Source organism: Algihabitans albus, assembly GCF_003572205.1.
Classification (GTDB): Bacteria; Pseudomonadota; Alphaproteobacteria; order Kiloniellales; family DSM-21159; genus Algihabitans; species Algihabitans albus.
The window spans coordinates 25,387-52,171 of the sequence record NZ_QXNY01000002.1 but is presented as its reverse complement, the minus strand read 5'-3'; the positions used below and the strand labels follow the sequence as shown (position 1 = coordinate 52,171).

The window sequence follows — 26,785 nt, the reverse complement described above, 5'->3', positions numbered from 1 at the left end:
GTCCGGCCCCTTTGCGTTTTCGGCTTCGCCAGCACGGCTCACGGGATTAGCCTGCAGCAATGCGGCGGCTGGCCTTCGTCTCTCTCATCTTGCTGGTGTTTCTGCTGGGACTCGCCAGCGGCGCTTGGCTATTCCGTATGGACTTGGCGGAGATCGCCGCACAGCGCTGGCTGGCCGCGCGCGGAGTTCCGATTGAGCTGACGGTCACGCGGCTGGACGTCGATGGCGTCAGGATCACCGACCTGAAGCTCGGCGGTGCCCCGGTCGCTTCGGCCCGGGTGGCTCAGGTGGAGATCGCCTGGCCGCGTTGGCGGGAACCGGAGGTGGCCGGCTTGACCGTCGAGAGCGGACGTCTGAACCTGAACCTGACCGGTGACGGCCCGCTCCTGGGCGAGCTGCAGCCGCTGTTCGAGACCGCCGGGACCGAGGCCCCGGAAGAGACCACGGCGTCCCCCCGGACGACCGAACCTGCGGCGGCGCTCCCCTCCCCGGCCGCCTTCCCAGGAGCGCTTCCGTTTCGACCTTTCCCGGTCGAAGTCTCCGACATGACGATCTTGGCCCGAACGGCCCTGGGGCCTGCGACCTTGCGCCTGGACGGCAAGGCTCGGCCTGACGGCGAAGGTCTGGCCACCGACGTCACGCTGCAGGGCGTGACGCCCGTCGCCGTCTTCGGTGGCCAGCTCCAGGCCGAGGCGACACCGCAAGGCTTGGCCGACCTGCAGACCGACCTGCAGTTCGCAGCGGAAGATCAAGGACTCGAAGGTCGTCTGATCGCCGACTTGTCGGATCTGCCGGCGTCGCCGTCGGGGCAGCTGACGGTGGACCTCACGGCAGGGCCGCGCACGGCCGCCCTGCTGGCGCCGCTCCTGCCCAAACCCGTGACCTGGCGGGATCTGCGGCTGACCATCGATCTGGAAGGGCAGGTCCCGCAGCTTCCGGCGGACCCGGTATGGCAGACCTGGCTGCAGGACGGCGACTGGTCGGCCGCCATGACCCTGACCGCCAACGACTTTGCATGGCCGGATGGCTTCTCCGGCGGGCAGCTCCTGCTGGTCCTCGATGCGAAGCTTGCCAAGGGAATCCTGACGGTCCTGCCAGCCCAGACTGCGGAGCTTTCGATCCCGCGCCCCGATCCGACCTTCCTCGCCGAACTCGGCTTGCCGGAAGATCTGAGAGAACAACTGCTCGATGGCATCGGACTGCGTCTGCAGCCGCTGGACGCCGGAGATCCGCTGCTGGCGATCGAACGGGGACCCGAGACGACGGTTCTGAGACCGGCCCTTCGGGTCGGGCTCGAAACCGGGCCGTCCGCCGCCGCCGCAGCCTTACGTGGAAATCTTAGTTTTAACTCCAACTTAGACCTTCAGTTTATTGATTTATCAGAGTTTAATTTTTCCTTATCCAACTGGACTCTGGCCGGACACAAGCTCAATGGAGCCGCGATATCGGGCCGACTTGCGGGGCCGCCCGATGCGCTGCTGGGCGTGGTCGACATCTCCGGCGAGGGCGTTCCGGAGCTTCCGGGCGCCGTCGCCGAAACAGTTGCGCTTCACTGGCCGGCAGATCTGCAAGGGGATCTGGCTGCGAAACAGCTTCGCCTCTCCGGTCCCCTGGCCTTGGACGCGCTCGCGCTCGCCAACGAAGAGCTGTCTTTGGCGTCCTTCGACTCCCGTCTGCAAGCCGATCTGACGATCAGCCCCGAAGGCCTCGACCTCACGGCACCGGGATACCTTGAGGCCGGGGACCTGCGCTTCGGCCAACGGCGGATCGCCGAGCTCCGAGCCACCCTGGAGCAGAACGAGGTGCGTTGGTCACCCGGCGGTCCGCTAAACCATCGACAGGAAGCCCGTTGGTCACCGGTCGAGTTGCGCATCCTGGAAGGGGACAGGCCCCTGTTGGAAGCCGATCTGAAGCTTGGTCGCTGGCAGGTCGGTGGCACTCTGGAAGACGCAATCTACGAAGGCGGCTTTTCGATCGATGAAGCCTCTGTCGGTCTGCAGGAGCCACCGTTGCGGGTCGAGGCGCTTCGGCTGGGGGGGGCCCTGCCGCTCCAAGCCGGAGCGGCGCTCGACCTCGCCGGACGCCTAACGCACACGGCAGAAGTTCCGCTGCTGCCTCCGCTCGATCTTGCCGGCAGCCTGGAGCCGGAAGAAGCCGCTTATGAGGTCGCGGTCACGGGCCGCGGCCTAGGCGGACGCGTAACCGCCTTGGCGCGTGCCACGATCGACCCGGACGCTCCAAGACTGCGTGCCGACCTGACTCTAGCCCCCGTGGTATTTGCTCCCGAAACTCTGCAGCCCGGCGATCTCACGCCGCTGTTGTCCGACCTTACGAGCGTCAGTGGTCGGCTCGCCGCGACGCTGGGCCTGGACTGGACGGCTGACGGTCCGCGCAGCCGGGCCGAGGTCACACTCGAAGGCCTCAACTTCGACTATGGCGACGGCATTCGCGTTTCCGGCCTGTCCGGCGGGCTTGAGTTCGCCAGTCTGATGCCGCTGAACGCCCCGCCGCCGCAGCGCCTGTCGGCCGCGCGGATCGAGACGCTTTTCCCCCTGACCGACCTGATTGCGGAGGTCGGCGTTGCGACGCCGGCAGCGACCGGATCGCCACGGCTGCAGATCGTTTCGGCCAGGGCACGCGCGCTGGGCGGCTGGCTCTCTCTCGAGCAAGGCGTGATCGATCCCGCAAGCAACCGTGAAGAGGCCGTTCTCGGCCTCGAGAGGATCGACATAGCCGAGCTGTTGGCCGTGCTGAACGCACCGGACGTCGAGGCGACCGGGCGGATCAGCGGCGAGATTCCGATTCGCCTGGAGGGCAACACCGTCACCATCGCGGAAGGCCGATTGGCGGCAGAAGAGCCCGGCAGCCTGCGCCTGACCTCGGAGGCGGCCAAGCAGGCGCTGGCTGCGGGCGGCCAGAGCGTGGATCTGATGATGCAAGCCCTGGAGAACTTCGAGTATCAGGAACTCGCCCTGACCCTGGACAAGCCGGCCGAAGGCACAACCCTGGTGACGCTCAAGCTGCTCGGCCAGAACCCGGACGTGCTCGACGGGCAGCCGTTCGACGTAGCTGTTCGCTTGGAAACCGACCTGGCACCGCTCCTCCTGGCCTTGTCCCAGGCCTTGGCCCTCACCGACGGGGCGATCGAGCATCTATGGAGATTGCGACGTTAACTGGCGTATCACGTTAGAACTGAGTGGCACGGGCCGGGTCAGCACGGCGAAAAACAAGGAGAGACTGCGTGCAAGCTTCATCGAAGTCGATCGCTCCGGCTTCGGCTGCCTGGTTGCTGGTAGCCGCGACGGCCTTGGCGGCCTGCCAACCGCGCGTCGCGCTGGAGGCACCGAAGGAGCCGATTACGATCAATCTCAACATCAAGCTCGATGCCGACGTCCGCCTGCGCATCGAACGCCAGGCCGAAGAGGACATCCAGGAAAATCCGGACATCTTCTAGCGGCCGCCTTGGCCTTTGGCGGCCCCCTAAAGTTACCCCTCTTGACAGCACCGGCACGAAAGCGAAGCTGACAGCCATGCCAACGACACGACGCTCTTTCCTTCTTCAGTCCGCCGGAACGCTCGCCGCCGGTCTCGCGCTTGGGGGCGCAGTACTGACCGGCGCGTCCCGCGACGCCCAGGCTCAAAGCGCCGAAGACCTGAAACGCCGAGGTCTCGCCGGCGAGAACCTCAACGGTTTCCTGGTCGCCCGCGACGCCTCGGTCGAAGCCAGGGTGGAGGCGATCAACGCCGAGCGCAGCCAGGTCTACCGGCAGCGCGCGGCCCAGCAAGGCGTCGACGCCAACACCATCGGTCAGATCTATGCGCAAGAGATCATCGAAGCCTCCCCGCCGGGAACCTGGTATCAATCGTCCGGTGGTCAGTGGGTTCAGAAGTGACCGAAGCCACGCACGAGACGACGGATAGCTCACAAGACAACGGATAGATCGTGACCGACGCCCAACGCGCCCCCGCGCCCGCTCCGTCCGAACCGCCCGCCGACGTCGATGGCGTGTTGGGCCTGCTGCAACGCGGCAACTACGTGGCCGACCGCAGCCTTGCCACGGTTCTGTTCCTGGCCTTGAAGCTCGGGCGGCCGCTGTTCCTGGAAGGCGAGGCCGGCGTCGGAAAGACCGAAATCGCCAAGGTTCTTTCCGAAACGCTGAATCGCGACCTGGTCCGGCTGCAGTGCTACGAGGGCCTCGACGTCGCCTCCGCGGTCTACGAGTGGGACTACCCGCGTCAGATGGTCGAGATCCGCCTGTCCGAAGCGGCGGAAGACCGGGATCGCGGCAGTCTGGAATCCACGATCTTCTCCGAGCGCTTTCTGATCGAGCGGCCCTTGCTCAAGGCCCTGAAACCCAGCATCAAGGGACCGCCCGTCTTGCTGATCGACGAACTCGATCGCACGGACGAACCCTTCGAGGCCTTTCTGCTGGAGGTCCTGAGCGACTTCCAGATCACGATCCCCGAACTGGGCACGATTGCGGCGCCGCAGCCGCCGATCGTGATCATCACCTCCAACCGGACCCGCGAAATTCACGACGCACTCAAGCGGCGCTGCCTCTATCACTGGGTGCCCTACCCCGATGCCCAGCGGGAGTTGGAAATCCTTCGGGTCAAGGCCCCAAACGCACCGGACCTGCTCAGCCGCGAAATCGTCGGCTTCATTCAGAAGCTGCGGGACCTGGATCTCTTCAAGTTGCCGGGTATCGCCGAGACCATCGACTGGGCGGAGGCGCTCATCCAATTGGACAAGGTCGCGCTCGACCCGCAAGCGATCGACGACACGCTCGGCGTGCTGCTGAAGTATCAGGACGATATCGCCAAGATCGAAGGCAGCCAGGCCGCCCAGCTTCTCACCGAAGTCAAACGCGAGCAGGCCGCCTTGCCCCAGGGCTGAAACGGTCTCGCGGGGAGCGCTCGATGCGCCAGTCCGACCCCTTCGCCGAAGCCAAACGCAGGCTGGAGACCGAAAGCAAGGTCGATCAGCTCAGCCTCGGCGACCTCGAAGACCTGCCGGGCGGCCGGCTGGCGGAAAACATCATGTACTTCGCGCGCACCCTGCGTGCAGCGGGGCTGCCGATCGGCCCCGGCAAGACTCTGGCGGCCCTGGAGGCCGTCGGCGCGGTCGGCCTGTTGCGGCGCGACGACTTCTACTGGACCCTGCACAGCGTCTTCGTGAACCGGCGCGATCAGCAGGAGCTCTTCGACCAGGCTTTTCACGTCTTCTGGCGCAATCCGAAGTTCCTGGAGCGGCTGCGCAGTCTCTTTTTGCCGGAGATCGCACTGGAGGGCCAAGAGCCCGAGGGCCGCGAACTGTCGCGCCGGGTGGCCGAAGCGCTGCAGAGCGAACTTCCGAGCCAGAGCGAGACTCGAGGCGAGGACGAAGAGATCGAGATCGACGCGGCACTGACCTACTCCGATACCGAAGTGCTGCGGCATCAGGATTTCGAGAAGATGACGGCGGAAGAGATCGCCCGGGCCCGCGAGACCATCCGCCGGATGCGGCTGCCGATCATGCTGGTGAAGACCCGTCGCTTCCGGCCGACGTCGGGCAATGGGCGGGCCGATCTGCGGGCAAGCTTGCGGGCCGCCTTGCGCGCGGGCAGCGACACCATTCCGCTGAAGTTCAAACGGCAGCGGCGCAGGCACCCGCCGCTGGTCATCCTCTGCGACATCTCCGGCTCGATGAGCCGCTATTCGCGCATGGCCCTGCACTTCATGCACGCCGTGACCAACGACCGCGACCGGGTGCAGTCCTTCGTCTTCGGAACGCGCCTGTCCAACATCACCCGCTACCTGCGCAGCGCCGACATCGACGATGCGCTGCAGGCCTGCGGAGAGGTGGTGGGCGACTGGTCGGGCGGCACGCGCATCGGCGCCTGCCTGGCCGACTTCAACCGCGTCTGGTCGCGCCGTGTCCTCGGTCAAGGGGCCGTGGTGCTGCTGATCACCGACGGCCTCGACCGCGAAGGCGCCGAGGGTCTGGATGCCGAGATGGAGCGGCTGCACAAGTCCTGCCGCCGCTTGATCTGGCTGAACCCCCTCTTGCGCTACGAGGGCTACGAACCCAAAACCATGGGGGCGAAGGCGATCATGCCCCATGTCGACGACTTCCGGTCGGTGCACAATCTCGAAACGCTGCAGCAGCTGACCGACGTCCTGAGCCGCGAACCGAAGCGCCGCCACGAAGGCGTCGGCGACTGGAGCGCCCAACGCAACCGCAACAACCTGGCGGAGCAACCTGGATGAGCGACGGAGCCACCGGCGAAACAGACACCAGCATCTATCCCTCGACCGATCGCGTACTGCAGCAAGCGGCGGCCTGGCGTGCCGAGGGCCGCAAAGCGGCCTTGGCAACGGTGGTCGCCACCTGGGGCTCCTCGCCGCGCCCGATCGGTAGCCAGCTTGCCGTTGACGAGACCGGCAGCATGCTGGGCTCGGTTTCCGGCGGCTGTATCGAAGGCGCGGTCGTGACCGAAGCGCTCGAGGTCATGGAAGACGGGCGTCCGCGCCTGCTGGACTTCGGTGTCAGCGACGAGAATGCCTGGGAGGTCGGCCTCGCCTGTGGCGGAAGCGTCCAGGTGTTCGTCGAGATCCTGGACTAGTCGAGAGGGAGAGCCAGAATGCGCCAAGCCCTGCTCGACCGCTTGCTCACCGCCCGGAAGGCCAAGCAGCCGGTCGTTCTGGCAACCGACCTGAACGATGGCCGGCAGGCGCTCTTGGACGCCGAGCGGGTCGACGGCGACCTTCGGTTATCCGATGCGGAGCTGCAGGCGGCGCGCGCGGCCCTGCGCAACGACGTCTCCGGCCGTCTACCGCCGGAGGTCTCCGAGGATCGCCAGATCTTCCTACAGGTCTTCAACCCGCCGCTGCGGCTGGTCGTCGTCGGCGCGGTTCACATCTCGCAGGCGCTGGTGCCGATGGCTCAGATCCTGGGCTTCGACGTGGCCATCGTCGATCCCCGGCCGGCCTTCGCCACCGAGCAGCGCTTTCCCGGCGTGCGGCTGGTCGACGAGTGGCCGGACGACGCCATGGCCTTGCTGAAGCCGGATCGGCGTACCGCCGTCGTCACGCTCACCCACGACCCGAAGCTTGACGACCCGGCCCTCACCGAAGCGCTCAAGAGCGAGAGTTTCTACATCGGTGCGCTCGGCTCGACCCGTACCCACGCGAAGCGCCTGGAGCGGCTGCGTGCCGCGGGCCTCGGCGAATCGGAGCTTGCCCGCATCCAAGGGCCGGCCGGTCTCGCTATCGGCGCCAAGAGTCCGGCGGAAATCGCACTCTCGGTCTGCGCACAGATGACCGCGGCTCTGCGGGCCGCGCCGCCACTGATCAGGGCGCAGCAGCCCGCAGCCGCGCAATGATCTTCGGTCCGACACCGCTCGATCAAGCCGAGGGCGCGATCCTCGCCCACTCGCTCAAACAGGGCGAGATCGCCTTCAAGAAGGGGCGCCGCCTGTCGGCTGAGGATGTCCGCAACCTCCGCTCCGCGCAGATCCACGAAGTCATCGCCGCCCGCCTGGAGGAAGGCGACCTGCACGAGGACGAGGCCGCCCGGCGCCTGGCCGAGGTCGCGGCGGGGAACGGCGCGAAGGTCACGGAAGCTTTCACCGGACGCTGCAACCTGGTCGCCGAAGCCCATGGGCTCGTCCAGGTCGAAGCTGAGCGGCTGGACGAGCTCAACCTGATCGACGAGGCGCTCACCATCGCAACGCTGCCCGACCTGGAGCCGGTCGAGCCGCGCCAGATGCTGGCGACCGTCAAGATCATCCCCTTTGCCGCTCCGACCGCGGCCCTCGCACGCTGTCTCGAAATCGCCGGGAGTGGCGCGCCCCTGGTACGGGTCGCGCCTTTCGCGGCCAAACGGGTGGGCCTCGTACAAACCCGTCTGCCGGGTCAGAAGGAACGCCTGTTGGACAAGACCCGGGACGCGCTGGATGCCCGCCTGGCAGCCCTGGGCAGTGCGGCCTGCCTGGAGCGGCGCTGCGGCCATCAGGAAGCCGAGGTGGCGGAGGGGTTGGCGGCCCTGCGGTCGGCCGGCTGCGAGATCCTGCTGGTCTCCGGCGCTTCGGCCATCGTCGATCGCCGCGACGTCGTACCGGCGGGCATCGAGCGGACCGGCGGGCGCGTGCGCCACTTCGGAATGCCGGTCGATCCCGGCAATCTGCTTCTGCTGGCGGAGTGGGACGGTCTGCCGGTGCTGGGCCTACCCGGCTGCGCACGCTCGCCGAAGATCAACGGCTTCGATTGGGTGCTGCAACGCTTCGCCGCCGGGCTCTCCGTAGAGCCTCGGGACGTCATGCGCATGGGAGTCGGCGGGCTGCTGAAGGAAATCGGCGGCCGTCCCCTGCCCCGTGCCGAGGCCGTGGAATCCAGCCAAACGAAACGTGCGCCGCGCATCGCCGCCTTGGTGCTAGCTGCCGGCCAGTCGCGTCGCTACGGCCGCGAGAATAAGCTGCTCGCCGAAATGGACGGCCTGCCTCTGGTCCGCTATACCGTGGCGGCTGCCCAGGCCAGCCAGGCAGACCCCGTCCTGCTGGTCACCGGGCACGCCCGCGAGAGCGTCGAAGCGGCCGTCGCCGAAACCGCCGTGGCGCTGCTGCACAACGCCGACTATGCCCAGGGCCTGAGCACATCCCTGCGCCGCGGCCTGGCCGGCTTGCCGGACGACATCGATGGGGTCGTCGTGCTGCTGGGCGACATGCCGAAGGTCGACGCCAAGACGATCGACAAGTTGATCGCCGCTTTCGATCCGTTGGAAGGCCGGGCAATCTGCATTCCCACCAGCCAGGGCAAGCGCGGCAACCCGGTGCTCTTCGCCCGACGTTTTTTCGCCGAAGCGATGGAGATCGCCGGCGACGTCGGCGCCAAGCCATTGATCGCCGACCATGCCGATCAGGTCGCGGAGGTCCCGGTCGACGGGGAGGCGGTTCTGCTCGACGTGGACACACCGGCGGCGCTGGCCCGCCTTACCGGCTAGACCAGACAGCGGATCGGCGGACGACTTCGGTTTGTTGCAAAAATCTATCGCGAATGCTCCGATTGAGCGCTCGCCTCGGAAAACCAGACATCGCCATACGTCTGGAGTGCGGGACGAAATGGACCTTGGAAGATGGAACGCGATTGCGTGCTTTCTGCAGGGTCACGTAGTTCTGCGTTTGACGGCCTTTTTTTCAAGTCGGATCGCGACGATTGCTGCCAGCAACCCGGCAAAGGATGCGATCAGCATCAAAATCAACAAACCTTGCGGAGAGGGGCTGTCCGCGAGAAGAAAACCCGTCACGGTGGCCATCAATGCGCCACCGGACAGCGTCAGCGCTCCGGTAATGCCCGCTGCGCTGCCGGCCAGCCGGGGACGCACGGACATGGCACCGGCGTTGCTGTTCGGCGTCGTCAGACCGTTGCCCACACCGACAAATATCGTGCAACCGAAGTAGAGCAACGGCGTCACCATCCCCGATGCGAGCACGGCAAGACCGATAAGCATTCCGGCACAGGCCACGACCCGCCCCGCCAACATGACCGAGCTTAACGCATAGCGCGAGACCAAACGCGAGGTAAGAAAGCTGCCGAACATGAAGCCGGCGGTGATGCTGCCGACAAACAACCCTAGCGTCGCCGTCGTGATCCCGAACACCGAGGTTGCAATGAGCGGAGCGCCGGCGAGAAAGACATAGAATGCGCCGATAGAGAATGCTGTGCAGAGTGCGTAGCACCAAAAAATGGGCTCGCTGAGAAGCTGTGTCAGCCTTTGCTCCTCCGGGTCCTCCTCCTCCGACCGCCGCCGCATGGTTTCTCCGAGATCAAACCATGCAAGACACAGCAATGCCGCACCAACAGTCACATAGAGCAGGAATATCGCTCGCCAGCCAAAAGCTACATCCAAAACGCTGCCCAGCATCGGCCCCACCATTGGTGCAAGCGCCATTGCCATGCCGATCCTACCAAGCAGTCCGGCAACCTCCGCCCCCTCCTGCGTGTCGCGAACGATCGCCATAGAAAGGACGTAACCCGAGATGGCGCCAGCCTGCAGCATCCTGAACGCGAGAAACGTCTCCGCGCTCTGCGCCATCGCACATCCCAACGATGCAACGGTAAAGACGGCCAACGCTGCCAGCAGAACCGGACGGCGCCCGATCCGGTCGGACAAAGGCCCCACACCTAGCTCAACAAATGCCGTCACGGCCAAATAGCCACCTAGAGCAAGGCTTATAATCGCGTAGTCGGCCCTCAAGTCCCGTGCGATGTTGGCCAGCGACGGTACGATCATGTTGAGTGTCAGCGGGGACATCGCCGCCAGAAGATAAAGGGTCGTCAGGGCCGGTGGTGAACCCGCCTTTCGCATAACTTTTCGGGCCTCTCAAAAACAAAAAGCCCCCGAACGAAGGTCGGGGGCGCATGGCAAACCGGATAGGGTTTCCGCTAGGGGACCATGCACCTTCTGCTGACGACGACAATGATCCTGCGGGGCATCTTGCTTCTCCTCCATCCAAGCCTAAGGCGGGCAGGGCACTTGTACAATGCCGGATTGATTTCTAGGCTCCACGAGCAACACGAGGAGTTCGAAATGACCGACGATCCGTCCTGTGCTGATCCCAGTGTATTTCTCAGTCAGCTGCCTTTCGTCAAAGAGTACCGAATCAACCTCGTCAGCAGCATTCCCGGCGAGGTTGTTGTTGAGATGCCCGTCGAGCAGCGTTTTTCGACACCTCCCGCAAACGTTCCCGCTTCCATCGTGGGAACAATTGGGGACGTCGCCGCTGTGTCCTCCTGCCTCTCCAAAGTTCCCCAGGGCTGGGCCGTTGCGACACTGGACTTCACGGTCAAAATGATAGGACCCGCCTCCGGCGAAAAGCTAATCGCACGAGGCCGTGTATTACAGAACGGCAGGACGAACTCTATCGGTGCCGCTGACATTTATTGTGTGAAGGAAGGCGCGGAGATTCACTGCGGGACTCTGCTTGCAACCACCCGCAATTTCGAGATCAAGCGATAAGACACCTGATCGCATCGCAATCGAACAGCCCTACCGAAGTCAAGTTACCAAGTGACTCTCGTAAAAAAAGTTGAGAGCAATCTGATGATGCTAAGGAGTGATGCGCCGCAAGGCGGCCATTACGGACAAAGAGATGAACGGCAGCAACGTCCGCTTTCAGGAAGCTGCACCGCAGCAAGGTAGTCGCTTGCGAACGACCGCTTTAAGCCGAAAGCCACTCATTGCGATAGCTGATGAACGTGTGATGATGGCCGCGAAGCTGTCCTTTGCAGCTCACGGCGTCGCGAAGGTTTCCGGCTCGTTCACGGCTTCGCCGGCAGGGGTTACGAAGTCGCGCAGCGCCTGCACCGCTTCGGGCCGTTCGAAGTGTCCGACATGGCCCGTACTGGGCAGGGCGACGAGGGTCTTGGGCTGGACGGCGGCCTCGTAAAGTCGACGGCCGAGAGCGAACGGGACGGTGCGATCCTCCTGCCCGTGCAGGATCATCAAGGGCGTGGCAATCCGAGCGATCAGAGCGAGACTGTCGTAGCGGTCCCGTACCAGCCAGCGGGCGGGCAGGATCGGATAGTGAAACTGCGCGGCGTCGGCCATGGAGGTGAAGGGCGCCTCGAGAATCAGACCGGCCGCCGGAGCACCGGCGTCGGCCAGTTCGCTCGCCATAGCCGTCGCGACGCCGCTGCCGAGAGACTCACCGTAGAGGATCAGCTCAGGACCGGCGATCCCCTGACTCGCGAGCCAGGCCAGGGACGCACGCGCGTCTGCGAAGAGACCCTCTTCGGTCGGCGTGCCGGGATTGCCACCGAAGCCTCTATATTCGGAAAGAAAGATACCGACCCCGGTCTCCGCCAGGAAGGTCAGCTTGCCGACCCGATGACCGGCATGGCCGGCATTGCCGTGGAAGAAAAGCAGCGTCGGCTGCCCGGCTTCGGCCGGCCGGTGAAGATGGGTCAGGCGCAGACCGTCCGCCGTCTCGGTGGTGACAATCCGCCAGTCCGGCCCCGCCCGCTCCGCGGACAGCGGTTCGCTATCCGGATGGTACATGAGCTGCCGCTGGCTCAGGAACATGAAGAGACAGATCCCGACATAGGTGGCGAGAGCCACCCCGGCGGCGCCGACCGGCCAGCTCATGGCTTTCTCGTCTGCGGTGGCGGCAAGCTAGCTGGCATAGCTGGGATCTTCGGCATCGAGCAGGCGCTTCAGAGCCGTGAAGTGCGCCTCCGCATAGGTGCCGCCCTGGTCCATCTCGGCCTTGGTGCTGGCCGCGACGTTGTCCGTCACGCGCTTGAGCGGCCGGCCGGTGGACATGGCAAGCACCTGAACGCGACAGGCTTGCTCCAGGTAATAGAGGTCGTCGAAGGCCTGAGCCAAACTCGGCCCCACCACCAAAACACCGTGATTGCCCATGAAAAGAACGCGCTTGTCGGCCAGCGCTTCGGCGATCCGGTCGCCCTCCGCCTCGTCTTCTGCCAGGCCGTTGTAGTCGGGATCGTAGGCGACGTCGCCATAGAACCGCAGGGAGTTTTGGTTCACCGGCTCCAGGCGGCCCTCCTCGAGGCAGGTCAAAGCCGTCGCGTAAGGCATATGCGTGTGCAGAACGCAGGTCGCGCGGCGGTGCTTGGCGTGCACCCGGCCATGGATGACGAAGGCCGTCAGCTCGGCCTCGGTCGTCCCCTCCAGGGTTCGCCCTTGGCCGTCGATCAACAGGATGTCGCTCGCCCTGATCATCGACCAGTGGACGCCGTGGGGATTCAGCAGGTAGCGATTGTCCAAGCCCGGTATGGCGACGCTGAAGTGGTTGCAGACTCCCTCGTTGAAGCCGAAACGCGCCGACAAGCGCAGTGCCGCCGCCAAGTCGATCTTTGCTTGTTGAATCGCGTCCACAGCCGCCCTGCTCCCACGCTCTCACTCGGCGCCAGAATAGATAGCGTTCCCCGGCAGTCAATGTCAGGTGGTCGATATCAGGCGCTGAGGCGTTCTTTACAAGCGGTCGGCATCGAAACCTCTATGGACAGCGGGATCGTAAAGCTGACCGTCGTGCCGATGCCCGGAGCGCTTTCGATCCACAAATGTCCGCCGTGCAGCTCCACAAGACCTTTGCTGAGCGGCAATCCCAGGCCTGTCCCTTGTGCGACGGCCGTCATGTTGGAACGAACCTGCTCGAAAGGCTGCAACACCCAGTCCAGATCGTCGGAGTCGATGCCGACACCCTGGTCGATCACGGATACCGTCAGGCCGTTGGCGTCTTGAATGGCCGTCACCTCGACGCTGTCACCGGCCGAGGAGAACTTCAAGGCATTGCCGATCAGATTGAGCAGCACCTGCCTGAGGGCCAGTCGATCGGCGAAGACCGGCGGAAGCGCGAGCTTGGGTACGCACACCAGGGTGACGCCGCGTTTGCGCGCCTCGGTGGTCAAAAGGCGCGCGATATGGGTCAACTCGTCGCCGACGGACAGATAGGTCAGGTCGAGCTCCCGCCGCCCGGCCTCCAGTTTCGAGAGGTCGAGGATGTCATTGATCAACTGCAAGAGATGCGCCGCGCTGTAATGAATGTCTTCCGCGTAACTGCGATAGCGCTCCGAGAGCGTGCCCAAGTGCTGATCGCGCATGATCTCCGAGAAGCCTAGAATGGCGTTCAGCGGGGTCCGGAGCTCATGGCTCATGCTGGCCAGAAAACGGTCTTTTGTCAGATTCGCTTCATGCAAGCGTTCCGACAGTCGTACCAGCGATGTATTGGAATGCCGCAGCCGCCGATGTTGCCACATAATCAGGAAAACGAAGGCGATCACGCCTGCCGACAGCAATAGGAACACCGCTGCGATCATCTGCAAGAGCCGCTGCAAATGCTTCTGATGACCCTCTTGCATCGCGTAATAGCGCTGACTGGCTTTTACGGTCATCTGCCGCAAAGCCGGCGCCAGCGGACCGAGTGTTTGGAGCAAGCGGCCCGCGGTTTCCCGAACGCCGACCTGCGGCGCCTCTGCGATGATCTTATCCGCCTGTTCGATGACCCTCTCAACCTCGACCAAGATGGCGGCATGATCCGGTTGCTGAGCAAGCTGCCCGCTGTAGATACCGGTATCCAAAAGCCTGACGCGATTCACGAAAATCTCTTGTCGAAGAGCAAGCTCCTCGAAATCGGCGGCTTCGCCGCTGTTCTCGAGCTCGAAGCCGGCGATGCGAAGCCGATCGAACTCGTACTCGACTTGAGAAACGGCCCAAAACAGGCTGTCCTTGCGCTCCTTGATAGCCTGATCGGTTTCGTGGAGGGCGTCGCCGAGCAGAAGGCCGACCAAAGTCAGTGCCAGACCTCCCAGCAGGATGGCCAAGCCCGGCAGATTCATTTTCAGGTCGGGACTCCAAAGCACCTTGTCGAAGGGCTTCCTCATAACCGCCGACTACCGAAACTCAAGCCGGCGGAGCTGCCAGATCGAACGGGCGAGATAGGCCCGGTTGTCGGTTTCTTCGATCTGGCTATAGGGAAACACGATCCAGAGCGGCCCGTTATCGCGCACCCGCATGGGGGATCCGTTCCGTTTGTAGGCAATGAGAAGACCCGCCTCGCGGAAATCCGAAATTGGGATCTCCACCTGGTAGTCGTTCAAAGCCACAGCCAGAGCCACAGCCGTATCGCCCCGGATGCCGAGAAGCTCGATAAGTTGCTGTCCCGCGATCCCCTCGAAAACCGCCAAATCGTCGGTCCAGGGCGTCTCGGTCTCCAGCCGGACTCCACCGAAGCGCTCGAGCAGCGCCAAATCCAGAACAGCCAGCGGCTGACCCTCGTCATCTTGCGCATTGGTCTGTGTAATCGCGCCTGCAACTTCAAGCAGAACTCGACCTTCCGGCGCCGGGAGGTCGCTGGCAACCCCTGGACGACCCAGGGTCAAACAGATCAACAAGGCCACTAAGGTGGGAGTTCGGAGGCTTGGCATGTGATTTCAGAATAGAGTTTTAGGGGGATTGCGCGGATAATATGTAATGAAACATATTAAACTGTAATTAAATTTATTGACGCCAATTAAGTTCAATCATTGCGAGTTCTGTGTAAAAATATAAATCGTCTTAGTCGTTTTGCCGGAATACACAGACGGGCGGTACGGACGAGAGAAGAGATGCAAAGAACGTGAACACTTTGAGGTTTAAAACCGAACGTGCCTACTTGCAAGCTCTGTCGTCTCGTCGCAGCGACCGGGCAGGCCTGGTTCAGCTTGCTCTCCATTTGGCACTGCTGGCGCTCTCCAGTCTGCTTTGTCTACGCGCCGCCGGCAGCGCATGGTTAGCTCCTGCTCTGCTGATGCAGGGCGCGCTTCTCGTTTTCCTCTTCTGCCCCCTGCACGAGGCCAGCCATCGCTCGGCTTTCCGCAGCCGGAAACTCAACGACGCGGTGGCTTGGGGGGCGGGGCTGCTTCTGCTGATCGCACCGACCTGGTTTCGCCACTACCACATGGCCCATCACCGCTGGACTCAAAACCCGACGCGCGATCCCGAGCTGGAGACCCCCAAGCCCGAAAGCCTTGGCGCCTGGTTGCTGCATGTGTCGGGGCTGCCGCTCTGGCGGGCTCAGACGGTGACCTTGCTCCGCCTCTCCGTCGGACGTGGCGACTTTTCCTATCTGCCACAGCGCGACCGTGCCAAGGCCGAACGCGAGGCACGGCTGATGCTGGCGATCTACGGGGCTGGGGCTCTAACAGCGTTCGGCTTCCAGAGCTGGCTAGCCCTGCTGATCTGGATCGGGCCGCTCCTGGTCGGTCAACCGCTGCTGCGTCTGTTCCTGCTCGCCGAGCACGGCGGCTGCCCCTACACAGCGGACATGCTGGCCAACACCCGTACCACATTCACCACGGCCGCCCTGCGCCGGCTGTGCTGGAACATGAACTTCCACGCCGAGCACCACGCCTACCCCTCGGTCCCCTTCCATGCCTTACCGGAATTGCACGGGTGGCTCAGGGATCGCCTACAGGTGACCGCTCGGGGCTACATCGCGGCAAATCGTCAGATCTTGCGTCAGATCACAGGAGCGCCCAGCCAGCCAGCGCGCCAGCAGCCACAACCGCCCAGGGCGGCACCTTGACCAGCATGAGCAGTGCCAGGGCGGCGAGCAAAAAGACGAAGTTCTCGACGGCTGTCACCGTGCCGGTCCAGAGAGGGTCGTAGAGGGCTGCGAGCAGGATACCAACCACAGCCGCGTTCGCGCCGGTCACGGCCCCGGCCATGGCCGGCTTGCGACGCAGCGTCTGCCAAAAGGGCAGCACGCCGAAGATCAGGAGTGCGCCCGGCAGGAACACGGCGATTAAGGCAATCGCTCCGCCCAACAGACCGCTCGGCGCCCCCTCCTTTGCCGCTCCCAGATAAGCGGCAAAGGTAAAGAGCGGCCCGGGAAGGGCCTGCGCCGCTCCGTAGCCGGCCAGGAACAGGTCCGGCTCGACCCAGCCGGTCGGCACCGTCTCCGCCTGAAGCAGCGGCAGCACCACATGCCCGCCGCCGAACACCAGCGCCCCGGCCCGATAGAAGGAGTCGAAAACGGCCAGAGTGCCGTCGGCGGACGCCAGGGGGGGAAGCAGAACCAAAAGAACGAAGAAGCTGCCGAGCAGCAGCGCGCCGAAGCCGCGTCCCACCGCAAGCCCCCCATAGTCGGCGTTCGAGGCGTCGCGGCGAAAGGCGACCGCGCCGATCATCCCGCCCAGCAGAATCGCCCCCACCTGTCCCCAGACCGCGCTGCCGAAGAACACCGGCGCCAGCAGCGCGAGCGCGGCACCGCCTAGGGCCAGGCCGGCGCGCGGTCGGTCGGGGCAGAGGGAGTTGGCCATCTGCCACAGGGCCTGAACGACCACCGCCACGGCGACAAGCTTGAGACCGGTCAGCCAACCCGCGCCGGAAACGTCGCCGAGCGCGACGACGCCGTAAGCAAAGGCGATCATCAACAGGGCCGACGGCAGCGTGAAGGCGGTCCAGGCCGCCAACCCGCCGAGCCAACCGGCGCGATGGGCCCCCAAGGCCATGCCGACCTGGCTCGAGGCCGGCCCTGGCAGAAACTGCGCCAGCGCCACGTACTCGCCGTAGGTCCGGTCGTCGAGCCACCTGCGGCGCTGCACGAACTCGGTGCGGAAATACCCAAGGTGGGCCACCGGACCGCCGAAGGCCGTCACGCCAAGCTTCGCGAAAGCGGTGAAAACCTCCCCTGCCCTGCCGCGCTTCGCTCGCTCTTCCGTCACCATCGACCCACCGCTTCAGCTTCAGTTCGCGAGGCGACTTTAGCGGCACCTCTAAAAGCCGTCAGCCGTTGCGGCAGGCTGTCACAAAACCTTCGCGCGAAGCCGGGAGCATGGCATTCTAGTCTGCGCAAAAGGGCCTCAAGTGCCTGTAGATACATCCACTGGAGAGATCGAGATCATGACGGGACGCAACAGCCGCCTTCTTCTTTCCGCCGTCGTTGCCGCTTCGATCGTCGCGGCCGGCGGATTTGGGGCCTTGGCCTCCGACGCCGAGGACGCGGTGAAGTATCGCCAAGGTGTGTTCCAAGGGTTGAAGTGGAACATCGGCCCACTGGCCGCCATGGCGAAGGGCGAAATGGCGTTCGACGCGGCCGAGGTGGAACTCCGCTCTCAGCGCATTGCCAACCTCTCGACCACCATCGTCGAGGGCTTCCCCGAGGGTTCCGACATGATCGCGGACAGCGATGCCCTGCCGGAAATCTGGGAAGACAAGGACGTTTTCATGGAGAAGGCGACGGCGCTTGGCGAGGCTGCGACGGACCTGAGCTCCGCAGCTCCGACCCTAGACGCCGGCGGTCTGGGTCCCATGGTCGGCGCCATCGGCCAGGCCTGCAAGGCCTGCCACGACGACTTCCGGGCCGAATGACGGCAGAGCGAACCGCCGAGGTGGCTTCGCTTTCCGTCAATCAGATCGGCCGCGCGCTCCGGAAGTCAGTCCGTCCAAGCGGGTAACCCCAGGACGAGCGCGGCGACGGCTGCGGCCGAAAGGACCATGGACAGCAGTCCGCGAAACCCAGCGGAGGGAACGTTCGGCGTTGCTTCTGCGCCGGCCTCTCCAATCTGCTTGTTGCCGGTCACCATGGCCCGGATCAGCCGCTGCCCCTTCACCGCTTCGTAGAAGGCGACCGCCGCCAGATGCAGTGCGATCAGGGCGACCAGCAGATCGAACGCCAGGTGATGCACACCGGTCATCCAGTCCACCGTAACTCCGGGCACCAGCCCTGCAAGCGGCCCTTCGATGAAGATATCGTCGCTGGCGAAGAGCCCGCTTCCGGCCTGAACCAGCAACAGCAGGAGCAGCAGCAGCACGGAAAGTCCGCCCAGCGGATTGTGCCCGGCATAGCTGGAATTCCGGCCTGAAATCAGCCCACCCAGGTAGGAGAGAGTCTGTCCGGGCGGTCGCAGAAAATCCTGGAAACGGGCGTGGCGCGTCCCGACAAAGCCCCAAGCGAGGCGGAATAGGACCAGCGCCAGGATCGCGTAGCCCGACAGCTTGTGCCACTGCATGTCAACGCCGCGCCAGAATTCGCCGGTCAGATAACTGGTGAGAACCAGCACGACCAATGCCCAGTGGAAGACGCGTGTCGGTAGGTCCCAGACACGGCGCCCAACTGGACGGCGACCGGCGGGCAGCACTTCGTCTGTTCGGTTTCTCGGCATTTTCGTCCTGTATCGCGCTTCTCTATCGACCAGGTTAGGCGGATTGTCGCCGGTCTCATCCGCAGATAACCGCAATGGGATGGGATTGTCGCCGCAAGGCTATGGCGAAACACGTGCTGATCTAATGAAACAGTTTGAAGGGCTTGACCTTCCTGTCGGAGGAGGTGGCATCGCTTTATCATGAAGTACCGCTTTGCCGCCGTCGCCCTGCTTCTCGTCGGGAGCACCCTCGGGTTGGTCGCTCTCCTGAGACCGCCGGGCGTGCAATCGACAGCGATCGACCCGAACGACATCCAGATGGTGAACAGCGGTGCGAGGATATACGCGGCCGAGTGCGCCACCTGCCATGGAGCCGAACTGGAAGGACAGACGAATTGGCGCCAGCGCAATGCCGCAGGACGGTTACCGGCACCACCGCACGATCCGAGCGGTCATACCTGGCACCATCCCGACGCCCACCTCTTCGCCATGACGAAGCAGGGAATCGCAGCCCTGGCGGGAGCAGGCTACCAGAGCGACATGCCGGCCTACGGCGAGACCTTGAGCGACGCCGAGATCCTGGCCGTCCTCAGCTATATCAAGAGCACCTGGCCGCCGGAGATCCAAGCCAGGCACGACGAAATCAACCGCCGCTTCCAGGCGGCTCAGGACTGAACCCGCCCTCCTGCCACCGCGGCCCCGCCGTCCTGGCGCAGGTGTCTAGCCATCGTCCGGTTTCGTCATCCCGACAGCCCGCGTATCTTCAGGGCTCTCCGATTGCAGCTGAAACCCGTCGCTGCCCTCGAAACGCACACCGATCAGAATCATGTCGCAGCGCCGGTTCGGCGTCACGAGCGGCAGCATCAGCCATTCGAAGCGGACGAAGTCCCGCCCTTGCCAAACCACCGAATTGAGGCCGTAGCGTGGTTTCCACTCATGGATGATGGCGTGATACTCCGCCTCCCAGAAGCTCTGCCACGAACCGAGTTGAAGGTCGTCCAGCCAGCGCCCGGTGAGTTCTTCCGTATAGAACTGTGTAAAGCGGGTCCCGGCGAGCCGGAAATAGAACCGGGGTTTGTCGCCGGTCCAGTCGACGTCGACGAGCAGCAGGTCCGGCAGCAGGTCCGGAACGTCGACCGGATCGATCTCGGCGCGCGAAGGCGGCCTGTCTTCGGCATGGCGGTCCCACCAATAGGCGAAAAGTCGGCGCAGCTCGGGCGACTGCAGAACTTCGGGCCGATCAAGCCGCACCCTATGCTCCTCTCGGGATCGTGTAAGACCTTTAACGGGCGAGCATACAGATTTATGCGCGAAATTGCTCGTTAAAGTAGAGGCGAGGCAGGGTCACGCCAAGCGCGCGGGAACGCCCGCACGACGCAGAACATCCGCGATATGGCTGGTCAGGCCGACGCGCCCGACAACCTCCAGGCCGGTATCAGGCGGCAGAGTCTCCAGCCGCTCGCGCAGAGCGCCCAAACCGTCGCCGACGGCGAAGCGGACCCATTGCGCCGCCGCCCCGGGCACGATGATGTCGCCTTGGCTGGCCGTGCTCCCGCGATGCAGTTGAACCAGCCAGAGCGTCTCGCCGTCGTAGACCCATTCGAAGCGCACCGGCCCAAAGACCTCATCGAGCCGTGCGGCAAGGCGCTCGATCTCCACACGAAGCTGGGCGGGCAGTTCCTGTGGTGCTTCTCGCCCGAGCATGAAGGAGTCGCCGGCACCGGCGACGCCTTCGGCCAGCCCCTTGCCGGCGCCGTCGACATAGTAGGCCCCCGACCAGACCGCCGGCACGCCGCTCTGCACGATGGCAGACGCGAGAATATGGCGCAGGTCGCTGAGGTGCAGGTCGGGATCGCTCCACTCTTGCGGATCGGGGTCCTCGGCCTCCAGCAAGGCAAAAGGCTCGATCCAACCGTGACGCGTCGCGTAGCGGCCCGGGACCGGTTCGATCGGACAGGTGCGGACCCAAACGTCGCGCCCATCGGTTTCCTGCCCGAAACTGAAGGCTCGGCCACGCAGACGGCGGGCGAAGACAGAGGTGAGCGGTACAGGCGCAGCAGCCAAGTGAGCCATCATGAGGCCGTAGGCCTTGTCACCAATCAAACGAGAGAAGCGATTGGGCCAAGCTAGGCGGGGTGTCAGGCTGTGCGTGCCCACCTCCTCCACTTCCCATCCTAAGGTCTGCGTGTCCCGCCAGCCGCGCGGCTTGGGGTGGATCGAGAACTCCAGCCGCTCGCCCGGCTCCGCCGTCAGCTCCGGCGCAAAGCCATAGACGGTCTCGAGCAGCCGCCGCCCCCACTCGAGCGGCAGGGACGCGGTGCCGGGTTTTTCGACGCAACGCGGCGTGTCGTCGGGCGCGAACTCGACAATCCCCCCCTCGATCACACCGGAGACACCGCCATCGTTGACGTCCACGGTCTCGTTGAGGATGACGTAGAAGCCGTCGTCCAGCGCACTCCTCGCGACCTCAACGATGTCGTCGAGGCGGTCGAGCCCATAGCGAAACGGCTTGCTGCGCGGATCCTTCGGCAGATAACTGCGAACGTTGACGGCCCGATCGGGACTGTTGCGCAACAACTCCTCGGCGGCCAAACGCAAGGAGGAAAAGGGCTCGTTCGCCCTATGGCCGCGCAGGCGGCAAAATGTCTGTTCCGGCCTCTCCGGCGTCGGTGCGTAAGCAACGAATTGCGCGACGTTGATCCGCTCCGCAAGTTGATCCAAAGCCTCGTCCTTGCGAAGCTCCTGCACATCGAACGCTTCGCTGCCCATAGCGACTCCACCGAAAAACAGAAGCCGTCCGCTTAGACGGTTTTCCGGCTTTGGGGAACCGCCTGATCCACCGAAACGCCCCCCACCTTCGCCGCAGCGAGCCGTGATCGCGATGCACCGCGCGGTAAAACCGCAGCCGACAGCGAAAGATAGTCTTCAGCGACAGACAAAATGGTCAACTCAAAAAAGGCAGCCGTCCACTGCCCTGTTTCGCCCCCCCCGAAGCTTTCGTTAAATCATCCTGTTTAGAAATTCAGAATGAATATCTGTATTTATTAATAAAATGACGCAAGGAGTAAAGTGGTTCCGAAGCCGCCAACGGCATTCCACTCCAACTCTTATTCCATCGGCAGCAGACATGTCTCTTCTTCAAAGTAAATCTTGGAGACCTCCCGCGCCGGACCCCGGGAGATCACGCTCGACGAACAGGGTTTCGGATCGTCGCATTGGGTTCGAGCATTATTGCGAATGAGTTTCATTTGCTTTAGTTTTTCCATCTGGAGCAGGCGAACTCATGAGGCCAGCTAGGCAAGCGCCGGGCTCGCGGGGCAGGAAGCCGGTCGAACGCCGAGGCGTTCACTGACAAGGTCCGAAGTGGAAGCACCAGTGAACGAACAGAGGGTCGAGCAGCTCTACCTGGAACATCATGTCGCTCTGCAGCAGTTCCTCCGTCGCCTGCTGCGCTGTGAGGAGGCGGCCGCCGAAGTGATGCAAGACGCCTATCTTCGGTTGCTCCGGTTCGCGCCGTCCCGGGACATGGCGGACTCACGAGCCTATCTGTTTCAGGTCGCCGCCAACGCCGCCTACGACCGCTTGTCGCGCGAGGGGCGCTATGGCGGTACCGCCATGAACAGCGCTCCCGAGGAAACCATCAGATGCCCTCACCCGAACGCCGAAGCTGCCGCCATGAGCCGCGAACGCTTGCGGATTCTGGCCGAAGCCGTCGATGACTTACCCGCGCGCTGCCGAGAGGTCTTTCTCATGAGCCGCCTTGAAGGTCTCTCGAACGGCGCTATCGCGGTGCGGCTCGGCATTTCAAGAAACATGGTGGAAAAACACATCATCAAGGCCATGCTACGGTGCCGGCAACGTCTCAAGGCTGCTGACGAATAGCTTAGTGATCGCGACCGGGTATTCCGCACCTGGGCAGTCTGCGATATTAGATCTGTTGTAGCAGAACGGACAACGGCGCAGCGCCTCTCGAACGAGGCCCGCGCTATTCTTCACAGCAAGCATGCCGGGATGACGCCACCACCACCCGAAGCGCATGAAGACAAACTGGTCGAAGAAGCGACGGCCTGGTTTGTCCGCATGCGCTCCCGCCGGACCAGCGAATCGGATCGACGCGACCTTCAAGAGTGGCTCGACCGCGATCCCCTGCATCGCAAGGCCTATGTCGAGGCGTCGGCGCTCTGGCAAGAACTCGGCGCGTTACCGGACTCACGCTCGGGCCCTGCGACAGACCGACCGCCGAAGGCGATTCCTCCATCGCGACACGCAGCGGCGCGAAACACGGGACCCGGCCGCCGCGCTCGCCGCTGGAGCGCCCTGGCGGCCTGCCTGGTCTTGGCGGCAGGCATTACTCTTTGGGCGAGCGGCGGTTACGACCGCCTTCGTGCCGACCATGTCACAATGGTTGGCGAAATGAGAGCACTGGAAATCGCGGACGGTTCGACCATCCAACTGAACACCGATACGGCGATCGCCATCGATATCACCGACCGGTACCGCCGCGTCGAGATCTACCGGGGCGAGGCCTTTTTCAGCGTCGCCTCCGACCGAGACAGGCCTTTCGAGGTCATCGCCGGCGCCGGCCGGACGCGTGCCCTTGGAACGGCATTCAACGTGAATCGGGAGGCGCGGACCGTTGCCGTCATTGAAGGCCAGGTCAACGTCTCGACGGAGAGGAACCAGGAAGCCTTAGTTGAGACTGTCGTTCTCGGGGCCGGCCAGTCCGCCCGGCTCGACGAAGACGGTACAATCTCAAGGCATGACCCGGACGTTGCACTCCAGACCGCTTGGCGCTCTGGCAAACTCGTCTTCTCGGACCAACCTCTCCGCGATGTGATCTTCGAACTCGATCGCTATCGTCCGGGCGCCATCGTCTTTCTGAGCGAGGCCCTGGCCGCAGAGCGCTTTACCGGCGTGATCGATCTCGAGGATACGGACCGAGCCCTGGATGCGATCGAAAAGACGCTTCCCGTCGAAGTCATAAGGATGACCGATCGCCTGACCTTCCTGCGGCTGGTCTCAAAATAGGATGCGACCTTCAGGGGAGATGGTGCCGTACGATCCACAGCCAGCTCACTGTGGAGGCAGAGCGACCGGGGCCCGTTCCTTATAACGCGAAGATAGGTCACGACCTATCGAACGGTGTCGGTGAGCAGCTCGACCATCTCGTCATTCCCTTGAATGCGCGCCATCGGCCCCTTCGTTCTACCCAGGGTGCTGAAGGGACTCCGCCAGGCCTATCCCGATCTCAAGCTGTTTCTGCGCGAGGAGCAGCCCCTTCGGCTGCTCGAACGCTTGAGAAGCGGAGAGATCGGGGCAGCCTTCATCGCCCTGCCCTATGAGGTAGCGGATTGCGAAGTCATGGAGCTTGGAGCGGACCCCTTGTGGCTGGTCGCACCGCCGAACCATCCCTTGATCCTCGAAGACTCTCCGGCGGTCTCGGCGGCGGATCTGTCGCCGGACGACCTGCTGCTGCTCGAAGACGGACATTGCCTGCGCGAGCACGCCCTGGCAGCCTGTCATATGCACCAGGCGGCACGCACCGAAGGTTATGAGGCGACCGTCTCGTGGAAATGGTTGCGAACGGCCTAGGCGTAACCTTTGGCCCTGAGATCGCCCTTTCGGCGGAACTGGTCCGAGACGCCGACGTGGCACTGAAGCCGCTTGCCGAAGACAGTCCGGTCCGGCGCCTCGGTCTCGTCTGGCGCCGGTCCTATCACCGCCATGACGATGTGGCGGCGCGTGGGGCCTACTCGAGAGGACGGATAGCGACTCTTCGGATCAAGCGGCGGTGAGGCGAGCGCCTCCCGATCTAGCTCGTCAAACCGCGATCATGCTCTCGCTTTATGATTAGAGCAGGATAGCTTCAGTCACGAAAATCGGCTTACGCCAGCGGGCGTCGATTGGAACTCTCAAAGGCCGAGATCGCGCAGCAAGTTCGTCGTGCGACTGAGCCGTCGCGCCATATCGCGTGCGATCAGCTTATGGAACAGAGATGCGACCTCCGGTCGGTCTCGTTCCAAGGTATCCATACGATCCATGTCGATCCGCAACAGCTCAGAGGGTGCATCCGCGATAATGTCGGCAGATCTGCCGCGCCCCGAGTAATATGCCATTTCTCCGATAACCGAACCTGGGCGGATCTGCGCCACGATCGCGATCCGCCCATCGTCGCACCGCACTGCGACTTTCAGTTGACCCGAGCGCAGTAGGTAGATGTCGTTCGACAAGGCGCCTCTCTCTACGACGACGGCACCTGTATCCAGCTCGATCTGCTCGGCATATCCATCCAAGGCGTGCTCTCTGAACAAGGCTTCCATATGGTTTAGAATACTCTTCTCGTTCGCGAAATCGTCGGCCTCGTTTTGCGCCAGAAGCACGTCTTCGAGATGCTCCAAGACCTCGTCGAGCGACCTGAAGAAGCCGACGCCGTGCGGGCCCAAACAGTCACGCAACTCCGACTCCACCGGAGGGGCGAGGCCTGCCAACATCAGGCGTATGTCCCTCTGCGCACAGTCCGACACCAGTCGCTGCAAAACGCGTAGCGTGGAGACATCGACACCGGTCACATGCTTGAAATCGATGACCAGCCAGCGGACCTTGGGGCCTTCGCCGTCCATGATAGCTTGCATGCGTTCGCGCAACGCGTGGGAGAAGCCGAAGAACAAAAACCCGGACAGCTCGACAATTTGTACCTGCCCCCCGGTTTCCGCCAAGACGCGCAACTCGGTGTCGGGGCGCTCGACGCAAGACCGTCGTCCAGCCATGTTGCTATGTGAACGGATCAAATCGAGTTTGGCGTAAGCGAGTACAAAGAAGGCGCAAGCGACCAGCAATCCCACGGCAACGGCAGTCAGGAAGCTGTAGGAGACGGCAACGATGGGAATCAAGACAACGACCGCATAGTCGAGGATGCCGAGACGCCGCCGCTCCTCCCAGAGCCACGTGTAGAGCAGATCGAGTCCCAGATACACGATCACAGTGGCGAAAAGGCCGACGGGCAGAGCGGACATCATACCGGCGCCCAATAAAAGGATCGCCGCGCAACCGGCAGCACTGCTGATCCCGGCTATCGGCCCGACCAGACCGAGCCTGTTGGCCAAAATAGATTCGCTCAGACTGTGGTAGCCCGGCAGCCCCCCGACACAGGCGCTCACTATGTTGGCTAGCCCCGTCCCTTTCACCTCCCGGCTGATCTCGAAATCCTTCCGAAAGGCCAGTTCCAAGCCAGATGCATTGAGCGTCGTTCCGATCAGGGTGGTCGCAATGACGGTTAGGATGACGGGCGCCTGCGACAGGATCGTGGCCCAATCGGCTTGAGTCAGAAGCGCCGGGTCGACACCCAACAAGAAGCCGCCGTCTTGAAACGGTCCAAGTAGAAGCCCCTTTTCGCGGGCCTCGGCCAAGGACAACCCAGAGGCCCAAAGCAAGATATAGTATCCGACCGCCGTAGCGATCAGGGCCAACGGCAAAGTGACGTGGCTTCTAAAGACGCGCGTCGCGATGACAATTGCGACGGCGGCGATCAGAACCGCTAGCCACTTGAGAAGGACGTCCGGCGTCACGTAAAAAGCCCAGCCGTCCGCGCCTGCCGATGACCCCAAGGCCACGCCGATGCCGCCAATCAAAAGCATGAGTCCGGTCGCCGCCAAAAATCCGGCGAGCACCGTATAGGGTACGAAGCGTGCGATGTAGGCGAGCTTCATCTGTCCGATCAGCAAACCAGCCGCGCCTGTCGCTAAGGAGGCGACAGCGACCAGACAGGCGACGGTGGCGAACAGCGCCTCGCCCGAGAGCTCTCCGGCCGCGACGACTGTCGCGGCGGCTCCGGCGAGCAAGATGGCAGGCACGTCCTGGGGGGCGAGAATGGAGCCGCGGAAGGAGAGCGTGAAGGCGCCTGTGACCGCAATCACAAAACTGCCCAACAAAGTCAGCCCAATACCTCGATCGAGATACTGAGCCAACTCGCCAGTGTAGACGATAGCGGCAAAAGATACGGCGAAGACCGCCGAGACCAAGGCGATGAAAAATGCACCGAAAACAGCTCGAACCCGTGCCAACAACGGCGTTACCCCCCGGACTTCCGATTTCCCCGCAGTCCGCGTTCCGCAGCCCTTGCGGCGCCGTAACACGGTGAGTATCCGGGAAACAAGCCTCGGTC

General features: G+C 63.6%; 26 protein-coding genes. 16 read left to right on the top strand and 10 right to left on the bottom strand.

Going from position 1 to position 26,785, the window contains the following annotated elements:
- Positions 1-59: 59 nt before the first annotated feature.
- The 8 genes from DBZ32_RS01715 (at position 60) to DBZ32_RS01680 (ending at position 8,980) form a co-directional block, all read left to right on the top strand.
- Entirely contained in the window at positions 60-3,173 is a 3,114-nt protein-coding gene (locus DBZ32_RS01715; protein ID WP_119165408.1) for an intermembrane phospholipid transport protein YdbH family protein, read from the top strand.
- A 68-nt stretch (positions 3,174-3,241) separates the two neighbouring features.
- Positions 3,242-3,454, top strand: coding sequence for a YnbE family lipoprotein (locus DBZ32_RS01710; protein ID WP_235829952.1), 213 nt, complete (start codon positions 3,242-3,244; stop codon positions 3,452-3,454).
- Positions 3,455-3,530: 76 nt separating this feature from the next.
- A complete protein-coding gene (locus DBZ32_RS01705; RefSeq protein WP_162906513.1) occupies positions 3,531-3,893 on the top strand; it encodes a YdbL family protein in 363 nt (120 codons plus the stop codon).
- Positions 3,894-3,943: 50 nt separating this feature from the next.
- Positions 3,944-4,897 carry an AAA family ATPase gene (locus tag DBZ32_RS01700; RefSeq protein ID WP_119165406.1) on the top strand — a complete coding sequence of 318 codons (954 nt, stop codon included), beginning with the start codon at positions 3,944-3,946 and terminating at the stop codon, positions 4,895-4,897.
- A 23-nt stretch (positions 4,898-4,920) separates the two neighbouring features.
- Entirely contained in the window at positions 4,921-6,249 is a 1,329-nt protein-coding gene (locus tag DBZ32_RS01695) for a vWA domain-containing protein (RefSeq protein WP_119165405.1), read from the top strand.
- On the top strand, positions 6,246-6,605 hold the full coding sequence (locus DBZ32_RS01690) for an XdhC family protein (protein ID WP_119165404.1): 360 nt from the start codon (positions 6,246-6,248) through the stop codon (positions 6,603-6,605). The genes DBZ32_RS01695 and DBZ32_RS01690 overlap by 4 nt, the downstream gene beginning before the upstream one ends.
- Before the next feature lie 18 nt (positions 6,606-6,623).
- Positions 6,624-7,364: an XdhC family protein gene (locus tag DBZ32_RS01685; RefSeq protein ID WP_119165403.1), complete on the top strand. Its 741-nt coding sequence runs from the start codon at positions 6,624-6,626 to the stop codon at positions 7,362-7,364.
- The gene (locus tag DBZ32_RS01680) at positions 7,361-8,980 is read left to right on the top strand and encodes an NTP transferase domain-containing protein (protein ID WP_119165402.1); all 1,620 of its coding nucleotides are present in this window, start codon (positions 7,361-7,363) and stop codon (positions 8,978-8,980) included. The genes DBZ32_RS01685 and DBZ32_RS01680 overlap by 4 nt, the downstream gene beginning before the upstream one ends.
- A 162-nt stretch (positions 8,981-9,142) precedes the next feature.
- Here the strand turns inward: DBZ32_RS01680 and DBZ32_RS01675 are convergent, their stop codons facing one another.
- Positions 9,143-10,345: a multidrug effflux MFS transporter gene (locus DBZ32_RS01675; protein ID WP_119165401.1), complete on the bottom strand. Its 1,203-nt coding sequence runs from the start codon at positions 10,343-10,345 to the stop codon at positions 9,143-9,145.
- 222 nt (positions 10,346-10,567) lie between these two features.
- Between DBZ32_RS01675 and DBZ32_RS01670 the strand changes: the two genes are divergently transcribed.
- Positions 10,568-10,996, top strand: coding sequence for a PaaI family thioesterase (locus tag DBZ32_RS01670; RefSeq protein WP_162906512.1), 429 nt, complete (start codon positions 10,568-10,570; stop codon positions 10,994-10,996).
- A 273-nt stretch (positions 10,997-11,269) separates the two neighbouring features.
- Here the strand turns inward: DBZ32_RS01670 and DBZ32_RS01665 are convergent, their stop codons facing one another.
- The 4 genes from DBZ32_RS01665 to DBZ32_RS01650 all read right to left on the bottom strand — a co-directional run bounded on the left by DBZ32_RS01665 (position 11,270) and on the right by DBZ32_RS01650 (position 14,898).
- Positions 11,270-12,124 (bottom strand): alpha/beta hydrolase, encoded by an 855-nt coding sequence (locus DBZ32_RS01665; protein WP_119165399.1) that lies wholly within the window; start codon positions 12,122-12,124, stop codon positions 11,270-11,272.
- A gap of 27 nt (positions 12,125-12,151) precedes the next feature.
- On the bottom strand, positions 12,152-12,877 hold the full coding sequence (locus DBZ32_RS01660; protein ID WP_119165398.1) for an aldolase: 726 nt from the start codon (positions 12,875-12,877) through the stop codon (positions 12,152-12,154).
- Positions 12,878-12,954: 77 nt separating this feature from the next.
- Positions 12,955-14,382 (bottom strand): sensor histidine kinase, encoded by a 1,428-nt coding sequence (locus tag DBZ32_RS01655; RefSeq protein ID WP_119165397.1) that lies wholly within the window; start codon positions 14,380-14,382, stop codon positions 12,955-12,957.
- A 9-nt stretch (positions 14,383-14,391) separates the two neighbouring features.
- Positions 14,392-14,898 (bottom strand): molybdopterin-dependent oxidoreductase, encoded by a 507-nt coding sequence (locus tag DBZ32_RS01650; RefSeq protein ID WP_119165396.1) that lies wholly within the window; start codon positions 14,896-14,898, stop codon positions 14,392-14,394.
- Positions 14,899-15,116: 218 nt separating this feature from the next.
- Between DBZ32_RS01650 and DBZ32_RS01645 the strand changes: the two genes are divergently transcribed.
- A complete protein-coding gene (locus DBZ32_RS01645; protein ID WP_162906511.1) occupies positions 15,117-16,064 on the top strand; it encodes a fatty acid desaturase in 948 nt (315 codons plus the stop codon).
- Here the strand turns inward: DBZ32_RS01645 and chrA are convergent.
- Positions 16,003-17,208, bottom strand: coding sequence for a chromate efflux transporter (gene chrA / locus DBZ32_RS01640; RefSeq protein ID WP_119165394.1), 1,206 nt, complete (start codon positions 17,206-17,208; stop codon positions 16,003-16,005). The genes DBZ32_RS01645 and chrA overlap by 62 nt on opposite strands.
- 175 nt (positions 17,209-17,383) lie before the next feature.
- Here chrA and DBZ32_RS01635 point away from each other — a divergent pair, with 175 nt between their 5' ends.
- Positions 17,384-17,851: a c-type cytochrome gene (locus DBZ32_RS01635; RefSeq protein ID WP_119165393.1), complete on the top strand. Its 468-nt coding sequence runs from the start codon at positions 17,384-17,386 to the stop codon at positions 17,849-17,851.
- Between the two features lie 65 nt (positions 17,852-17,916).
- Here DBZ32_RS01635 and DBZ32_RS01630 read toward each other — a convergent pair whose 3' ends face one another.
- Positions 17,917-18,645: a cytochrome b/b6 domain-containing protein gene (locus DBZ32_RS01630; RefSeq protein ID WP_119165392.1), complete on the bottom strand. Its 729-nt coding sequence runs from the start codon at positions 18,643-18,645 to the stop codon at positions 17,917-17,919.
- 180 nt (positions 18,646-18,825) lie between these two features.
- On the opposite strand from DBZ32_RS01630, the gene DBZ32_RS01625 reads away from it, so the two are divergent.
- A complete protein-coding gene (locus DBZ32_RS01625; protein ID WP_119165391.1) occupies positions 18,826-19,299 on the top strand; it encodes a c-type cytochrome in 474 nt (157 codons plus the stop codon).
- Between the two features lie 45 nt (positions 19,300-19,344).
- Here DBZ32_RS01625 and DBZ32_RS01620 read toward each other — a convergent pair whose 3' ends face one another.
- Both DBZ32_RS01620 and DBZ32_RS01615 read right to left on the bottom strand, forming a co-directional pair.
- A complete protein-coding gene (locus tag DBZ32_RS01620) occupies positions 19,345-19,875 on the bottom strand; it encodes a PAS domain-containing protein (RefSeq protein ID WP_119165390.1) in 531 nt (176 codons plus the stop codon).
- A 93-nt stretch (positions 19,876-19,968) separates the two neighbouring features.
- A complete protein-coding gene (locus tag DBZ32_RS01615; RefSeq protein ID WP_119165389.1) occupies positions 19,969-21,393 on the bottom strand; it encodes a hypothetical protein in 1,425 nt (474 codons plus the stop codon).
- 606 nt (positions 21,394-21,999) lie between these two features.
- On the opposite strand from DBZ32_RS01615, the gene DBZ32_RS01610 reads away from it, so the two are divergent.
- The 4 genes from DBZ32_RS01610 to DBZ32_RS22775 all read left to right on the top strand — a co-directional run bounded on the left by DBZ32_RS01610 (position 22,000) and on the right by DBZ32_RS22775 (position 24,419).
- Positions 22,000-22,506: an RNA polymerase sigma factor gene (locus DBZ32_RS01610; RefSeq protein ID WP_162906510.1), complete on the top strand. Its 507-nt coding sequence runs from the start codon at positions 22,000-22,002 to the stop codon at positions 22,504-22,506.
- 129 nt (positions 22,507-22,635) lie between these two features.
- Positions 22,636-23,652, top strand: coding sequence for a FecR family protein (locus DBZ32_RS01605; protein WP_119165387.1), 1,017 nt, complete (start codon positions 22,636-22,638; stop codon positions 23,650-23,652).
- 153 nt (positions 23,653-23,805) lie between these two features.
- Complete coding sequence (locus tag DBZ32_RS01600; protein WP_119165386.1) at positions 23,806-24,216, top strand: LysR substrate-binding domain-containing protein; 411 nt, start codon at positions 23,806-23,808, stop codon at positions 24,214-24,216.
- The gene (locus DBZ32_RS22775; RefSeq protein WP_119165385.1) at positions 24,198-24,419 is read left to right on the top strand and encodes a LysR substrate-binding domain-containing protein; all 222 of its coding nucleotides are present in this window, start codon (positions 24,198-24,200) and stop codon (positions 24,417-24,419) included. The genes DBZ32_RS01600 and DBZ32_RS22775 overlap by 19 nt, the downstream gene beginning before the upstream one ends.
- 117 nt (positions 24,420-24,536) lie before the next feature.
- Here DBZ32_RS22775 and DBZ32_RS01590 read toward each other — a convergent pair whose 3' ends face one another.
- Positions 24,537-26,684 carry a SulP family inorganic anion transporter gene (locus tag DBZ32_RS01590; protein ID WP_162906508.1) on the bottom strand — a complete coding sequence of 716 codons (2,148 nt, stop codon included), beginning with the start codon at positions 26,682-26,684 and terminating at the stop codon, positions 24,537-24,539.
- Positions 26,685-26,785: the final 101 nt, after the last annotated feature.

Bases quoted from the DNA above. Each gene is read 5' to 3' on its own strand.
- DBZ32_RS01630 (WP_119165392.1), bottom strand. From the start codon at position 18,645: ATGCCGAGAAACCGAACAGACGAAGTGCTGCCCGCCGGTCGCCGTCCA.
- DBZ32_RS01625 (WP_119165391.1), top strand. From the start codon at position 18,826: ATGAAGTACCGCTTTGCCGCCGTCGCCCTGCTTCTCGTCGGGAGCACC.
- DBZ32_RS01665 (WP_119165399.1), bottom strand. From the start codon at position 12,124: ATGAGCTGGCCGGTCGGCGCCGCCGGGGTGGCTCTCGCCACCTATGTC.
- DBZ32_RS01635 (WP_119165393.1), top strand. From the start codon at position 17,384: ATGACGGGACGCAACAGCCGCCTTCTTCTTTCCGCCGTCGTTGCCGCT.
- chrA (WP_119165394.1), bottom strand. From the start codon at position 17,208: ATGGTGACGGAAGAGCGAGCGAAGCGCGGCAGGGCAGGGGAGGTTTTC.
- DBZ32_RS01675 (WP_119165401.1), bottom strand. From the start codon at position 10,345: ATGCGAAAGGCGGGTTCACCACCGGCCCTGACGACCCTTTATCTTCTG.
- DBZ32_RS01705 (WP_162906513.1), top strand. From the start codon at position 3,531: ATGCCAACGACACGACGCTCTTTCCTTCTTCAGTCCGCCGGAACGCTC.
- DBZ32_RS22775 (WP_119165385.1), top strand. From the start codon at position 24,198: ATGGTTGCGAACGGCCTAGGCGTAACCTTTGGCCCTGAGATCGCCCTT.
- DBZ32_RS01670 (WP_162906512.1), top strand. From the start codon at position 10,568: ATGACCGACGATCCGTCCTGTGCTGATCCCAGTGTATTTCTCAGTCAG.
- DBZ32_RS01605 (WP_119165387.1), top strand. From the start codon at position 22,636: ATGACGCCACCACCACCCGAAGCGCATGAAGACAAACTGGTCGAAGAA.
- DBZ32_RS01715 (WP_119165408.1), top strand. From the start codon at position 60: ATGCGGCGGCTGGCCTTCGTCTCTCTCATCTTGCTGGTGTTTCTGCTG.
- DBZ32_RS01685 (WP_119165403.1), top strand. From the start codon at position 6,624: ATGCGCCAAGCCCTGCTCGACCGCTTGCTCACCGCCCGGAAGGCCAAG.
- DBZ32_RS01655 (WP_119165397.1), bottom strand. From the start codon at position 14,382: ATGAGGAAGCCCTTCGACAAGGTGCTTTGGAGTCCCGACCTGAAAATG.
- DBZ32_RS01695 (WP_119165405.1), top strand. From the start codon at position 4,921: ATGCGCCAGTCCGACCCCTTCGCCGAAGCCAAACGCAGGCTGGAGACC.
- DBZ32_RS01600 (WP_119165386.1), top strand. From the start codon at position 23,806: ATGCGCGCCATCGGCCCCTTCGTTCTACCCAGGGTGCTGAAGGGACTC.
- DBZ32_RS01680 (WP_119165402.1), top strand. From the start codon at position 7,361: ATGATCTTCGGTCCGACACCGCTCGATCAAGCCGAGGGCGCGATCCTC.
- DBZ32_RS01615 (WP_119165389.1), bottom strand. From the start codon at position 21,393: ATGGGCAGCGAAGCGTTCGATGTGCAGGAGCTTCGCAAGGACGAGGCT.
- DBZ32_RS01690 (WP_119165404.1), top strand. From the start codon at position 6,246: ATGAGCGACGGAGCCACCGGCGAAACAGACACCAGCATCTATCCCTCG.